The organism is Arthrobacter sp. MYb213 (assembly GCF_002979915.1).
GTDB lineage: Bacteria > Actinomycetota > Actinomycetes > Actinomycetales > Micrococcaceae > Glutamicibacter.
Map to the genome: position 1 here is coordinate 64,337 of NZ_PCQA01000006.1, position 13,026 is coordinate 77,362.

Sequence of the window (13,026 nt, forward strand, 5' to 3'; positions counted from 1 at the left end):
TATCTGAAGAAAATCGACCAGTTAAGGAAGTGGGATAGCAGTCGTGTCAGTGACTTCCAAAGGAGAATCAAGGAAACCAATTTTTACCAGCTTTTCACTAATACGACTGATATCGCTGGTATCCATCACTGTCGGGAAGTATGTAAACTTTCCGCTATCCGTAATCACCTTGGCATCGATTCCAGTTAGTTCAGCTGCGGCTGCCACCGCGTCTGCACGATGCTCATTCGCATAGTCGTTGGACTTCACGACTGCACGCTGGAACTTAGCAATTGTGTCGCTGTCCTTAGACATTTCGGGGCCAACCATCCAGGTGCTCGTCATCCCGCTGTCATAGAAGGCAACGCCTGGGCTCCAAAGCTTTTTGGCACCGTTGGATTCTGCTTCAAGAGTAAAAGGCATAGGGAGCGTAATCGCATCGACGCGTCCGGATTTGAGCGATTCAATCTGCGATCCAAAATCTAAAGCGATCCAGTCGACGTTCTCAGGGTTCCCGCCATCCTTGGCAACCTCATCTGTGACAAAGGCTTCGAAAATGGCCTTGCGTGCGTTGACGCCGACCTTCTTGCCTTCGAGATCCTTCGGAGAACTTATGCCGCTATCTGGATTCACATAGACACCGTAGGTATCGAACTCGGAATCCGCCTCAACACCTTCCGGATACCCGACAACAGGAGCGACGGAAGTTACCTGAATACCCTTTTTCTGAGCGTTGATGCCCGGAATCAAGGGGATTGACCCAAAATCTATCTGGTTACTCTGTAGCGCCGCAGATGCTGCGGGAGGATTTCCATTGGTGCTGATCTCAAGCTCAAGTCCTTCATCTTTGAAGAAACCTTGTGCGATACCTAGTTCTATGGCTGCTCCTGAAGTGGTCCCATCAACGCTTACTTTCAGGGTGTCTTTCGAACCATCAGAAGTCGCGGATTCACCGGATGAACAAGATGTTACACCCAACGCAAAAATTGCAGCGGTCGCTAGCAGCACACCTATTTTCGTGGATTTCATAATTTGTTTTTCCTCCAGGAGCAGTTCATCCAAACCAATACTTCTTGTGACGGTCGCCACGTCTTAGATTTCATAATTGCACGCTGGCCCACGCCTCGGATAACACTAAGTATCGATGCAGTGCATAAGTAAATTATGTTTGCTTCAATGTTCTAAATAAGTTGAGATTTTGGTACGAGTAAATTTATAGAAACGAGTCTCAAATTGTCTACGCAAATAATTGAAGAAGGTATGCACGCTATCGCTTTAGGTACCGCTGGTGGGCCAGTTTGGTGGGGGCGAGACGACATAGATGCTGGAATCAGCACGGCTATCGTCGTCGACGGTAAGGTTTATCTCGTAGATTTCGGATATGGTGCCGGCCGCCAGCTACGGCGAGCAGGTCACCGGTTCGGAGATGTCGAAGCACTGTTTATTACACATATGCATTCTGATCACACCGTCGATTTGGCTAGCCTTTTTCTCTTCGCACGAAACGAAATCGGAGACCGGAAAGTCAAAATTCTAGGACCCGGCAACCGGGGAAAATTACCTCCGCTGACACCCCTCGCGAAGGAAGTTCCGACACCTGTTAATCCGGAATCGCCCGTCCCCGGAATAACTGAAACACTTGACAGGCTTGTGCGTACTTACTCGGCAGATATCAACGACCGAATCTTTGATTACGGATCGCCTTCTCCAGCTACCAAGTTCGATATCAAAGATATTGAGCTTCCTGCGGGGCTCCCCTTTGATCCCAACGAAAACGTTGCACCAGAAATGGAACCGTTCGTGATTTTTCGCGATGAGAGGGTAAGCGTAAGCGCAATTTTGGTTGATCATCACCCAACTGCACCCGCATATGCCTTCCGTTTCGACTCACGTTACGGCTCAATCGTCGTTTCGGGAGATACGGGCTACTGCCAAAATTTGATTACGATTTCGCAAGATTGCGACGTGCTCTTTCATGAGGCCATCAACCTTGAAGTGGTAGGTCAACAAGCCCTAAATACATACCCGGACCCGGAAGTCCGCGAATCAGTGATGTCTCACCATCGCCGCTCGCACACAACCGCTCTAGATGCAGGCCGTATTGCAAGCATGGCGAATGTTGGAACCTTAGTCTTACATCACCTGGTACCTGCCAACGCGCCTCTAGAAGGTTGGCACGAAGCCGCCAAGGAATACGACGGTCGGCTAATTATCGCTCGTGATTTAGACACCATCAGCCTCAAGACCAGCGACGAAGCAATCCCTGCCTCGTAGGCGTCTTCCCAGACGCCTACGAGGTAATGCAATCGACTCGCCGCTCAATTATGGACCTAGAATTGCTTCATGATCCGAATGACAATTAGGCAGCTTGAATACTTTCAGGCCGTTCTCGAAACGGGAAGCGCAACTGCTGCGGCTAAGGTTTGTCATGTCAGTCAGGCCGGACTTTCTGCGGGAATATTGCAGTTAGAAACCGCACTCAACATACAACTATTCGTCCGTCAGAAGTCACGAAATCTATCGCTTACTCCGGCTGGCCGAGCATTTAGCCTTACGGTTCAATCAGTACTGCAACAGTTACAAGAACTCGAAGACGGGGCTGCTTCTTTCGGCCATGCGGTTAGCGGCGTACTTCGTTTGGGATGTTTCGAAAGCTTGTCCCCTACCTTGTTGCCACGGCTTGCTGGGCATTTCACGGACAATTTTCCAGATGTCAGCTTAAGATTTTTCGAGGGCTCTCCTCGCGCTATTGAGGATGATCTTCGCTCTGGACGATGCGAAGGGATACTGGCCTATAAACAGCACGTATCTGGCGGGTTGGTCTACCATTCGCTGGGGAGCCATCCACTGTATATAGCGCTTCCTCCAGAACATGCTCTCGCTGAAAAAGACTCCATCAATTTAGATGAGCTCGCGTCTTATCCGCACGTGCTCTTAGATCAAGAGCCAATTTCCACATTGGTTACTAATCTTCTACGGGAGCACGGTGCACATTCCGAACCGTTGCTCACGAGCCGTTCCATCGAAACAATCCGTTCCGCGGTAGCGCGAGGCCTTGGATTTACCGTTACAGGGGTTCGTCCGCCTAATGACTTGAGTTTCGATGGACTCCCCATCGTCTACAAGCCGTTATCAGATGGAGGACAGGTCCGAGAAATTGTGTTGTGCACAATGCCTGGTGTCCCGTTGTCGCGCCGGCTCACCGAAGCCTTAGAATTTTGCAAAATGCTCGTAAGCCACACTTCGCTTTGATCGGAACAAAACACATTTTTTGCCCAAAAAGCCGGCATCGATGACCTGTCGATACCGGCTTCGGTTTGGTCTTAGAAAGCTACCCCGCAGTGCAGGATCACGTTGGCGAAGGGAGTTGATTCTCCGGTGCGCACGATAACCTTCGCGTTGGGCAATTCGGCTTTGAGCTGTTCATGAGTGATGAATTGTGGCTCAAGTCCGTAGGAGGCGCATAGCTCTTGGACTGCTCCGTCCTTGGCTTCGCTGGCCAATGTGCTGGCCTCGATCACCATATTGCGACTGAGTACATCCAGTACCTGCTCAAAGCTGAGCAGTCCTTGAACCAGCGCTAAATCGATGACTGTTGGACCAGCAGGAAGTGGTAAACCGCAATCGGCGATAACCACCGTGTCGGTGTGCCCCAACTTGGCCAATGCGCCAAGTAGTGGGGCGTTGAGAATTTCGGATTTCAGCACGAATGCTTCCTTAGGTCTTGCTTGAAAAGTTCTGTCTTAGAGTGCGTCTAGAGAACGCGGGTAGGAAGCCTGAGCACCATGTGCCTGCACGGTCAGCGCCGCGAACTTTCCAGCGAAATCTGCTGCTTGTGCCAGAGTGTCACCGTGAGCCAGACGGGCTGCCACCGCACCGGTAAATGCGTCGCCAGCACCGGTGGTGTCCATTGCCTTGACCTTCACCGCAGGAAGCTGCTGAATTTCAGCGTCGCGTTCAACCACCAAACAGCCGTTGGCACCCAAGGTGATCACCAGCGAGGCTAGGCCATGTGCCATGAGCTTCGCAGCAAGTACCGGTTCGGATTCGGTAGACATAGTTTCACTGCCATCGAGCTGTTGCAAGATGAGCGCCGCTTCGTGTTCGTTGACCACCAGCGGGTTGGCTTTGAGCAGGTAATCGCGGTCCAATTCGATCACCGGTGCCAGATTCAGCACCACCTTATCGGTGGCCAGATCCATGGCGGCTTTGATGCCCGAGGAAGGGATTTCACCTTGCAGCACCACAATGCCGTGCAGTGCACCGGCAGCCTTGACTACCTCAGCGGTGACCGAGGAGTTAGCCCCGGACACCACGGCGATGGAGTTTTCCGCGCCGGAATCCACCTGAATGATGGCTACGCCGGTAGGTTGGCTGGAAGTTGAGACGCGATCCAGCTTTACCCCTGCTTCTTCAAGCTGGCCTAGCGCGATTTTCGAGTGTGAGTCTTCGCCTACTGCACCGATAAATTCGGTGCTGGCGCCTGCTAGTTGCGCGGCGAGGGCCTGATTTGCCCCTTTGCCGCCGGGCGAAAGCTGGTAGGAATCGGCCAACACGGTTTCACCCGGGCCAGGCAGGCGGTTCATCAACGCGGTGATGTCCACATTGCTCGAACCAACGATAGTGACTTGGATGTTGTCCGTCATGATTATTCCTTAGCTTGGTATAGCTCAGTTGAGCTCTCGCCCGGCGAAATGAGGTACTGCGGGTACTTACTTGGTGACGTAGTCAGCGACGTTGTCGGTGTTGACGGTGTCAACGGCAACCTGAACTACTTCTTCAACTGCTTCATCCTTCATAGCCTTAGCCAAGATCTGCACCGACTGCTTGCCTAGCTCGGCTGGGTTCTGCGCGATGGTGGCGACCAAGGTGCCAGCCTCGACTGCCTTGAAGCCATCTTCGGTACCGTCGAAGCCTACAACCTTGACGTCCTTGCCTGCCTTGGCACCCAGAGCCTGGATAGCGCCCAGAGCCATTTCGTCATTCATCGCCAGCACGCCGGTGGCGTCTGGGTTGGACTGCATCAGGTTGGTCACAACGTCCAGTGCCTCGGCACGGTCAAAGTTAGCGGTCTGGCTGGAGACCGCCGTGATGTCGCCGAATTCTTTCAGACCCTTGGTGAAGCCTTCGCCACGCTCGTTAGTTGCCGAAGCGCCAGGTACACCTTCAAGGATGATGATCTTGCCCTTGCCACCCAGTGATTCTGCCAGTGCCTTGGCTGCCTGCTCGCCACCAGCAACGTTGTCCGAAGCGACGAAAGAAGCGACCTTGGTGGCGCCTACGGAGCGGTCAACTGCGACAATTGGCAGGTCTGCCGAAACGATCGGAGCCAGGCCGGCTTCGGCGGTTTCGGTATCTACGGCGTTGATGATGATACCTTCGGTGCCATCGGTGGCGGCGGTTGCCAGCTGGTTAGCCTGGCTGGCCGAGTCGTTCTGCGCGTCAACAACGGAAAGGTCGATGCCCAGTTCGGTGGCTTCTGCCTGTGCGCCATCGCGCAGGTCAACGAAGAATGGGTTGTTCAAAGTGGACACTGCCAAAGTGGCCTTGCCACCCTCGGCGGCTGCCTCGCCACGGCCACAGGCGCTGGCGCCCAAGACCAGTGCTAGACCAAGGGTCAGTGCGGTGCTCTTACGTACGATGTTTTTCATTGGGTTCTCCCTTGAACTAAATGGTGTCAGAAACGGTGGTACAAAAACTTTTAGTGGCGCACGTTCTTGCGACGCAGTACGTCAAAGCCCACGGCGATCGCGATAACCAAGCCGATCACTACCTGCTGCCAGAAGGCGCTGACCGAGAGCAGGTTCAGGCCGTTGCGGATGACCGCGAGGACCAGAGCACCGATGAGCGTTCCGGAAATACGACCCACGCCACCGGACAGCGAAGCGCCGCCGATAACAACCGCCGCGATGGCGTCCAGCTCATAACCGCTGGCCAAGGTTGGCTGTGCCGAGTCCAGACGACCTGCAAGGATCATGCCCGATAGTGCGGCGAAGATACCGGAAATGACAAACACGGTCACCAGGACGCGCTTGACCGGAATGCCCGACAGACGTGCGGCCTCGGTGTTGCCACCTACGGCGAAGGCGTTCTTACCGATGATGGTGCGGTTCAACACGAACGCTGCAATCAAACCGGAGACAATCAAGATCAAGATGGGCACCGGCATGAAGCCTAGGTCCCCGCCCAGCCAAGAGACCGAATCGCCGGTGGCGATAGGACGCCCGTCGGAGATGACCAAGGTCAGCCCGCGCACAATGGTGAGCATCGCCAGCGAGGCGATGAAGGTCGGCAGTTTGCCGTAGGCGCTCATGGCACCGGTGACCCAACCGCACAACCCGCCGATGGCCAAGCCAACAACGATCGATAGTCCGTCAGGCAACCCCGCGGTGGTTACCCAGTACGAGGAGGTCATCGCAGAGATCGCTGCGATAGAACCGACCGAAAGGTCGATACCGGCGGCGACGATCACGAAGGTCATGCCGAAGGCCATCACCGCGATGGTGGAGACCTGGATGCCGATATTCATCAGGTTTGGCCCGGTCAAAAAGCGCGGGGTCGCGATGAACATGGCAAGGCAAAGAACAACCAGGCCGACTAGGGCACCGTTGTTTGCAAGGAATGCCTTGAAGTCAAAGCCCTTCTTGGGTGTGGTGGCTACGCTGCTCATTACTTCTTTCCCATTTCATCTTCGCGGTGCACATTGCTCACGGCGAGGGCCATGATGCTGTCTTGAGTGGCTTCATTGGTGGCTAGTTCTCCGGCGATCCGGCCCTGGCTCATCACCAGGACGCGGTCGGACATACCCAGCACTTCGGGCAGTTCGCTGGAGGCCATCAGTACGCAGCCTCCGGAGGCGGTGATCTCATTGATCAATTCGTAAATTTCTACCTTGGCCCCGACGTCTACGCCGCGGGTGGGTTCGTCCAGCAAGAGCACCTTGGCACCGGCGGAGAACCAGCGGCCAAAGACCGCCTTTTGCTGGTTACCTCCGGAGAGTGAGCGAATCGGCTGGTCAATATTTCCCATGCGGATCCGCAACCGGGCGGCGACCTTCTCGGCGCGTGTCCGCTGACCCTTGCGGTCTACCAATCCCGCTTTAGCGGTGGATGCCATGGTGGCGTAACCGATGTTCTCGGCGACCGAAGCATCAAGTACCAGGCCCTGAGTCTTGCGGTCTTCAGGCACATGGCCTAACCCTGCACGAGTGGCTGCAGCAACGTCATTGCGTGGCAGCTTTTTGCCGGCAACCTTCACGGTGCCCGAAGTGTATTTATCCGCTCCGGCAATCGCACGGATCAGTTCGGTGCGCCCAGCGCCCATCAATCCGGCTAAGGCCACGACCTCACCCGGACGAACCGAGAGCGAAATATTTTGCAGTGGGCCTACGCTAAGATTTTCCACGCTCAGCAGGTTCTGCTCGCTAGGAGTGGCTGCTTGGCGCGGGAATTGTGCATCGATGTCGCGGCCCACCATCAGGCGTACCAATTCGTTCTCCGGGGTGTCTGCCGGGACGGTGGCAATGAACTTTCCATCACGTAATACGTTGACGAAGTCGCCAATGGCAGCAATCTCATCGAGGTGGTGGCTGATGAAGACCATGCCCACACCCTTGGTCTTGAGCTGGCTGACGACCTCAAAGAGGCCTGCAATCTCTGCGTTGGTCAACGCGGCAGTTGGTTCATCAAGGATGAGTACGCGAGCGTCCAAGGACAGGGCCTTGGCGATTTCCACTAGCTGTTGCTGGGCTAAGCCGAGGTCACCTACCGGGGTGTTGACATCAAGATTCAAACCCAGCTGGTCCAGTGCTTCGCGGGCAATGCGGCGCATCTCGCGGCGATTGATAATGCCAAAGCGACGCGGCACACGGCCTAGGGTGATGTTTTCAGCGATAGTCATCGAGGGAACCAGGTTTAGTTCCTGGTGGATGGTGGCGATGCCCAGAGCTTCGGAAGCCTTAGTATCTGGGATCTGCACTTCCTTGCCGTCCATCAAGATGCGTCCGGAATCGGCACTGTGCACTCCGGCGATCATCTTGATCAAGGTGGATTTGCCTGCACCGTTTTCGCCGAGCAGCACCGAGACCTTGCCGGCGTGGACCTCGACGGTTACCTCATCGATTACCTGGACGGGGCCGAACGACTTGCAGACTCGGTCAAGGACCAGTAGAGCGTCGTTACTCATGGGCGCACCTTTCCTTCCATCACTTGTGTTGCTTTGGCTGACGCCACCGAGGGGCGTAGCGTAAATTTGCTAATCAGTTCTTCGGGTTCCGGTTGGTGACCGGCCATCACTTCGCGCAGGGCCTGAACCGCCATTTTTCCCATCTGGCTCAGGTCATGACCGATAGTGGCAATGGGTGGGTCGTGGATGAGCATCGCATCGACTTCGTCGAAGGTAATCACCGACAGGTCAGCACCAACTCTTATCCCCAGTTCGCGCCAGACGCGAAGCGCCCCAATGGCCATCGGAGCATCCGCGATGATCACGGCGCTAGGTTTTGCAGGATTGTCTAGGAGCCACTGAGCTGCCAGCGCGCCGGAGGCCGGCTGGAAGTCACCGACAAAGTGCAATGCTTCATCTGCATGTAGTCCGTTGTTCGCCAGTGCGGTGTCGAACGCGCTGTAGCGTTCAAGGGCGGTGGAGGCGTGCTTTGGTCCGCCAATGAAAGCAATCTTCTGGTGGCCCAGGGAATGTAGTGTTGCCACCGCTTCATCCAGCGCTTGGGCGCTGTTGGCGGTGATGGCCGGAACCTGAATGCTAGGCAATGCCCGGTCAACGAAGATGGTGGGAATGCCGCTGGAAAGCACCCGATTCATCATTTCGCTGGGCTGGTTTGATTCTTCATTCAGCCCTTGGGGCACAATGACCAGTCCGTCCACACGGCGTGAAAGCATGGTGGCCAAAAAATCATCTTGTTGTGCGGCATCTTCGTTGGCATTACCAATGAAGGTCATCAGTCCGGCAGCGCGTGCGTGCTGTTCCACCGCATGGGCCAGGTCTGAGAAGTAGGGGTTACGCACGTCAGAGATCAACAATGCGATGGAATCTGTTTTGGTGGAGCGTAGTGAGCGGGCCTGCGCGTTGGGCATGAAACCCAATTCTTTCGCGGCGCTTTCAACCTTGGCGCGGGAATCGGGCGAGGTCGCCGGGTGACCTGAAAGGACGCGCGAAGCGGTGGCAACAGATACTCCTGCTGCGCTGGCAACGTCCTTGATGGTGACGGCGTTCATGGCCAATAAGCTCCCTTGCTTACTCATGTAAACGATTCCATGGAATCGTTTACACAGTCTTCCCTAACAAGTTTTTCAAGTCAAGACGGCGCCCACAACTCAACGCAAGAGCCTCGTGGGACTAAGGAAAAACTAGTCAATGACTTGTGATTTTTTAGCCAAGCCAGACTAGGTCACCAAATAACTCAGATTTATTCGCGATGCGCAGTTCAAGTCTTCGGCGTGCACAGCACAGTTGTCTATGATTGATGATGTGTCGGTAACTCAACTTTCGGATAGCGCGCAGAACTACCTCAAGATCATTTTTAGTCTCAACGAATGGTCTGACGAGGCGGTGTCCCCTACCGTGATCGCAGAAAAAGCCGGAGTCAAACTTTCCACCGTCTCCGGGGCCATGTCTAAACTGCGCCAACAGGGTTTGCTGGACCACGCTCCCTATGGTGCGGTTTCGTTGACCGAACTGGGCCGCGAGTATGCGGTCACCATGGTGCGCAGGCACCGACTAATAGAGACTTTCCTGGTCCAAATGCTTGGATATCGCTGGGACCAGGTCCATGACGAGGCCGAACAGCTTGAGCATGCGGTGTCCGACTTCATGGTTCAACGAATCGACGAGTTACTGGGCTATCCAACCCGGGACCCGCATGGAGATCCTATCCCCACTGCAGAAGGCACGATTTCGTTCCCCGCTGCGATCTTGCTTGCCCAGGCAAAGCCGGGCCAAAAAGTCAGCGTGGAACGAATCTCCGATGCGGATTCGGAACTACTTCAGTACTTTTCGGAAAACGGCATTATCGTCGGCGCACGATTAAACATTGCGACAGGTGAACCATTTTCCGACACCTTAGAGGTCACCGCGAATGGCGAGGCGGCGGTGATCCGCCTGGGCACGCGAGCCACTGAAGCCGTCTGGGTTTCACCTCTAGACTCCGCCGACTAATCCGAGGAGAATAAACGCACTTCGGTAGGGAGTAGACAATGTTTGGGGTACGAACTTACGACTCGATCAATAAAGTCGAAATCATCAACACCATGCGCCTGGAAGCTTCCCCGGTGCGTTCGCCAGCAGTCTCAGAACTCTGTCGGCGCTGCGCGAGGATTGTTTCTCCTGCTCGGAGGAGCATGCGGAAAGTAAGTTTCCATCGGCAATCTCATGAGCTGTGGGAGTAGCCCGACTTATCCTGCGTGCTGCAAGTTCTTGCGCCGCCTGCGCACCGCGAACCGGTGGGCAACTAACCCTTGGCGTGGGCTAAACAGGTAGATCAGGACAAAGATCGCGCCTTGCGAAAGCACCACCATACCTCCGGTAGATGCATCCAGGTAGTAGCTGACGTACACCCCGATAATTCCTGCCAGTGCCGCCAAGGCCGGGGCAATCACTAACATTTTGCCGAAGCTATTTGTCAACAGATAAGCGCTCGCACCCGGAATGATCAGCATCGCTACTACCAAGATGACGCCCACCGCCTGCAATGCCACCACCGAGGTCATGGCAAGCAACCCTAAAAGGACCGCCCCGATTATTCGCGGATTCATGCCGAGCGCGTGCGCGTGGGTTGAGTCAAAAGCGTAGAGCGTGAAATCTTTGCGTTTGAGGATCAGAATCAGGAAGGTCACCGCACCCAGGATGATGACCTGCCAGAGGTCTGCCGCGGAGACCCCGAGCAGATTTCCAAAGATTATGTGGTTCAAATCTAGGTGGCTTGGGGTCACCGAGATCAGCACCAGCCCAAAGGAAAATAAGGTGGTAAACACGATTCCAATGGCTGCATCTTCTTTTAGCCTGGAGGTATCGCGCACTGCCCCAATCAGTGCAACCGCCAAGAAACCAAATACTAAGGCGCCTAAGGCAAATGGTGCACCGACAATATAAGCGAGCACTACCCCGGGCAATACCGCATGGGATACCGCGTCGCCCATCAGCGACCAGCCGATGAGCACGAGCCAGCAGGAGAGCACCGCACAGAGTATCGCGGCGATCACGGTGACGGCGAGCGCGCGCACCATAAAGGTGTATCCCAGTGGTTCGGTCAATAACTCGATGAGGTTCATGCGTCTTCGCCTCGGTTCATAGGATCCAGCCCGAAGGCCATGGCGAGGTTCTCTGGTTGCAGAACCAACTGTGGGTCTCCTTGCATCAGTACCTTGCGCATCAAAAGTATTGCTTGATCAGCTAAATTTGGCAGCGCGTGAAGGTCATGGGTCGAGATCAATATGCTTCCGCCCTGGTCCGCTACTTCCCGCAGGAGTTTGGTAATTGTTGCTTCGCTTCTCTTGTCCACTCCGGCGAATGGCTCATCGAGCAGCATGATGTTCGCTTCTTGGGCGATACAGCGAGCTACGAAGGCGCGTTTCTTTTGCCCTCCGGAAAGCTGACCTATTTGTCGCGAAGTTTGCTCGGTGAGTTCAACTCGGGCTAGCGCTTGCTCTACCGCCTCATGGTCTGCCTTCCGCGGGCGCCTGGTAAATCCCATATGCCCATAGCGTCCGGTCATCACTACTTCACGTACCGAAATGGGGAAGTCCCAGTCAACGGCCTCATTTTGTGGGACGTAACCAATGGCTCCTGATTTACGCGCCTGCAGTGGATTGGTGCCGTTGACTAATACGCTGCCGGTGTCGGGCTTGACCAGCCCCATGATGGTTTTGAAGAGTGTAGATTTTCCGGATCCGTTCATTCCGACCAGTCCGCAAACAGATCCGCGCTCCAGTTGAATGGAGGCTTTATCTAGGGCGAGTAACGAGCCATAGTGAACTGTCGCATTGGCGACATCGATGGCGAGTGTCATGGCATTTCTCCTCGTAAGGCGCGGGCAATGACTTGGGCATCATGGGTGATCAGGTCCAGATAGCTAGGAACTGGTCCATCGGGTTCGGAGAGCGAATCAACGTAGAGCGTACCGCCGAATCGGGCATCGGTGGATTCAACCACGCGTTGCATTGCAGCATCCGAGACCGTCGATTCACAGAAGACCGCGGGAATTTGATGTTCACGAACATAGTCGATAGCTGCGGCGACCTTACGCGGGGTAGCCATCGACTCTGCATTCACCGCCCAGAGGTATTTTTCACGCAAGCCGGTATCTCGCGCCAAGTAGCTAAACGCCCCTTCGCAGGAAACTAGTACCCGCTGACTTTCGGGAACTTTTGCTAGGTCGGCAACGAGCGAGTCGTGCACGGCCTGGAGTTTGGTTTTGTAAGCGCTGCCGTTGGCGGCGAAGTCATCGGCATGTGCCGGGTCTAGTTCGCTAAATGCGACGATCATTGAATCAACATAGGTTTTGACGTTCAGTGGGCTCATCCACGCGTGTGGGTTGGGCTTCCCGTCACCTGCACCCTCGGTAATGTTTATCGGCGTAACTTGATCGCTCACCGTAACGTGCGGGGCCGGATTGTCGTGAACGAATTGTTCAAACCATGCTTCCAGATTCATCCCATTATCCAAGATGAGATCCGCATGCGAGGCGCGTCGCAGATCATCCGGAGTGGGCTCATAACCGTGGATTTCGGAACCAAATTTGGTCACCGATTCAACACGTAGATGATCTCCTGCGACGTTTTGTGCGATGTCCGCAAGCACCGTAAAGGTTGTCAGTACCACCGGCCGCTGGTCCTCCGGAGCAATCGTCTGAGCTGGTGTCGAAGCACTGCATCCGGTTAGTACCAGCACTAAGGAGCAAAGCAGTGCCAGCGCGCGACGAACCGACCTAGTGGTCCATTGGCCATTTCTTGCTCGCACCGTTGCTCACATCTTTTCGCTTGTGTCTTCAGCGCAAAATCCGCTTTCACACAGCATAATGTTTGAGGGGTCAAA

The 13,026-nt window shown here is 54.9% G+C and carries 13 protein-coding genes; 3 read left to right on the plus strand and 10 right to left on the minus strand.

Features of this window, described 5'->3' with window-relative positions:
• Positions 1 to 21 precede the first annotated feature (21 nt).
• The gene (locus CQ011_RS14105) at positions 22 to 1,068 is read right to left on the minus strand and encodes an ABC transporter substrate-binding protein (RefSeq protein WP_146112633.1); all 1,047 of its coding nucleotides are present in this window, start codon (positions 1,066 to 1,068) and stop codon (positions 22 to 24) included.
• 171 nt (positions 1,069 to 1,239) lie between these two features.
• Here CQ011_RS14105 and CQ011_RS14110 point away from each other — a divergent pair, with 171 nt between their 5' ends.
• On the plus strand, positions 1,240 to 2,253 hold the full coding sequence (locus CQ011_RS14110) for an MBL fold metallo-hydrolase (RefSeq protein ID WP_105678352.1): 1,014 nt from the start codon (positions 1,240 to 1,242) through the stop codon (positions 2,251 to 2,253).
• 69 nt (positions 2,254 to 2,322) lie between these two features.
• Positions 2,323 to 3,231: a LysR family transcriptional regulator gene (locus CQ011_RS14115; protein ID WP_105678353.1), complete on the plus strand. Its 909-nt coding sequence runs from the start codon at positions 2,323 to 2,325 to the stop codon at positions 3,229 to 3,231.
• A gap of 71 nt (positions 3,232 to 3,302) precedes the next feature.
• On the opposite strand, the gene rbsD is transcribed toward CQ011_RS14115, so the two are convergent.
• The 6 genes from rbsD to CQ011_RS14145 form a co-directional block, all read right to left on the minus strand.
• Entirely contained in the window at positions 3,303 to 3,686 is a 384-nt protein-coding gene (gene rbsD / locus CQ011_RS14120; protein ID WP_105678354.1) for a D-ribose pyranase, read from the minus strand.
• A 36-nt stretch (positions 3,687 to 3,722) separates the two neighbouring features.
• Positions 3,723 to 4,625 (minus strand): ribokinase, encoded by a 903-nt coding sequence (locus CQ011_RS14125; RefSeq protein WP_105678355.1) that lies wholly within the window; start codon positions 4,623 to 4,625, stop codon positions 3,723 to 3,725.
• Positions 4,626 to 4,691: 66 nt separating this feature from the next.
• Positions 4,692 to 5,630 (minus strand): substrate-binding domain-containing protein, encoded by a 939-nt coding sequence (locus tag CQ011_RS14130; protein WP_105678356.1) that lies wholly within the window; start codon positions 5,628 to 5,630, stop codon positions 4,692 to 4,694.
• Between the two features lie 50 nt (positions 5,631 to 5,680).
• Positions 5,681 to 6,649: an ABC transporter permease gene (locus CQ011_RS14135; RefSeq protein WP_096283093.1), complete on the minus strand. Its 969-nt coding sequence runs from the start codon at positions 6,647 to 6,649 to the stop codon at positions 5,681 to 5,683.
• Positions 6,649 to 8,163, minus strand: a complete 1,515-nt coding sequence (locus CQ011_RS14140; RefSeq protein ID WP_105678357.1) for a sugar ABC transporter ATP-binding protein — start codon at positions 8,161 to 8,163, stop codon at positions 6,649 to 6,651. Before CQ011_RS14140 ends, CQ011_RS14135 begins: the two co-directional genes overlap by 1 nt.
• Positions 8,160 to 9,239, minus strand: a complete 1,080-nt coding sequence (locus tag CQ011_RS14145; RefSeq protein WP_105678358.1) for a LacI family DNA-binding transcriptional regulator — start codon at positions 9,237 to 9,239, stop codon at positions 8,160 to 8,162. The genes CQ011_RS14140 and CQ011_RS14145 overlap by 4 nt, the downstream gene beginning before the upstream one ends.
• Before the next feature lie 226 nt (positions 9,240 to 9,465).
• Here CQ011_RS14145 and CQ011_RS14150 point away from each other — a divergent pair, with 226 nt between their 5' ends.
• On the plus strand, positions 9,466 to 10,152 hold the full coding sequence (locus tag CQ011_RS14150) for a metal-dependent transcriptional regulator (RefSeq protein WP_105678527.1): 687 nt from the start codon (positions 9,466 to 9,468) through the stop codon (positions 10,150 to 10,152).
• Positions 10,153 to 10,388: 236 nt separating this feature from the next.
• Here the strand turns inward: CQ011_RS14150 and CQ011_RS14155 are convergent, their stop codons facing one another.
• Genes CQ011_RS14155 through CQ011_RS14165 form a run of 3 tightly spaced genes read right to left on the minus strand, consistent with a single transcriptional unit; the run spans position 10,389 to position 12,951 of the window.
• Complete coding sequence (locus tag CQ011_RS14155) at positions 10,389 to 11,264, minus strand: metal ABC transporter permease (RefSeq protein WP_105678359.1); 876 nt, start codon at positions 11,262 to 11,264, stop codon at positions 10,389 to 10,391.
• A complete protein-coding gene (locus CQ011_RS14160) occupies positions 11,261 to 12,001 on the minus strand; it encodes a metal ABC transporter ATP-binding protein (protein ID WP_105678360.1) in 741 nt (246 codons plus the stop codon). The genes CQ011_RS14155 and CQ011_RS14160 overlap by 4 nt, the downstream gene beginning before the upstream one ends.
• On the minus strand, positions 11,998 to 12,951 hold the full coding sequence (locus CQ011_RS14165) for a metal ABC transporter substrate-binding protein (protein WP_105678361.1): 954 nt from the start codon (positions 12,949 to 12,951) through the stop codon (positions 11,998 to 12,000). Before CQ011_RS14165 ends, CQ011_RS14160 begins: the two co-directional genes overlap by 4 nt.
• Between the last annotated feature and the right edge of the window lie 75 nt (positions 12,952 to 13,026).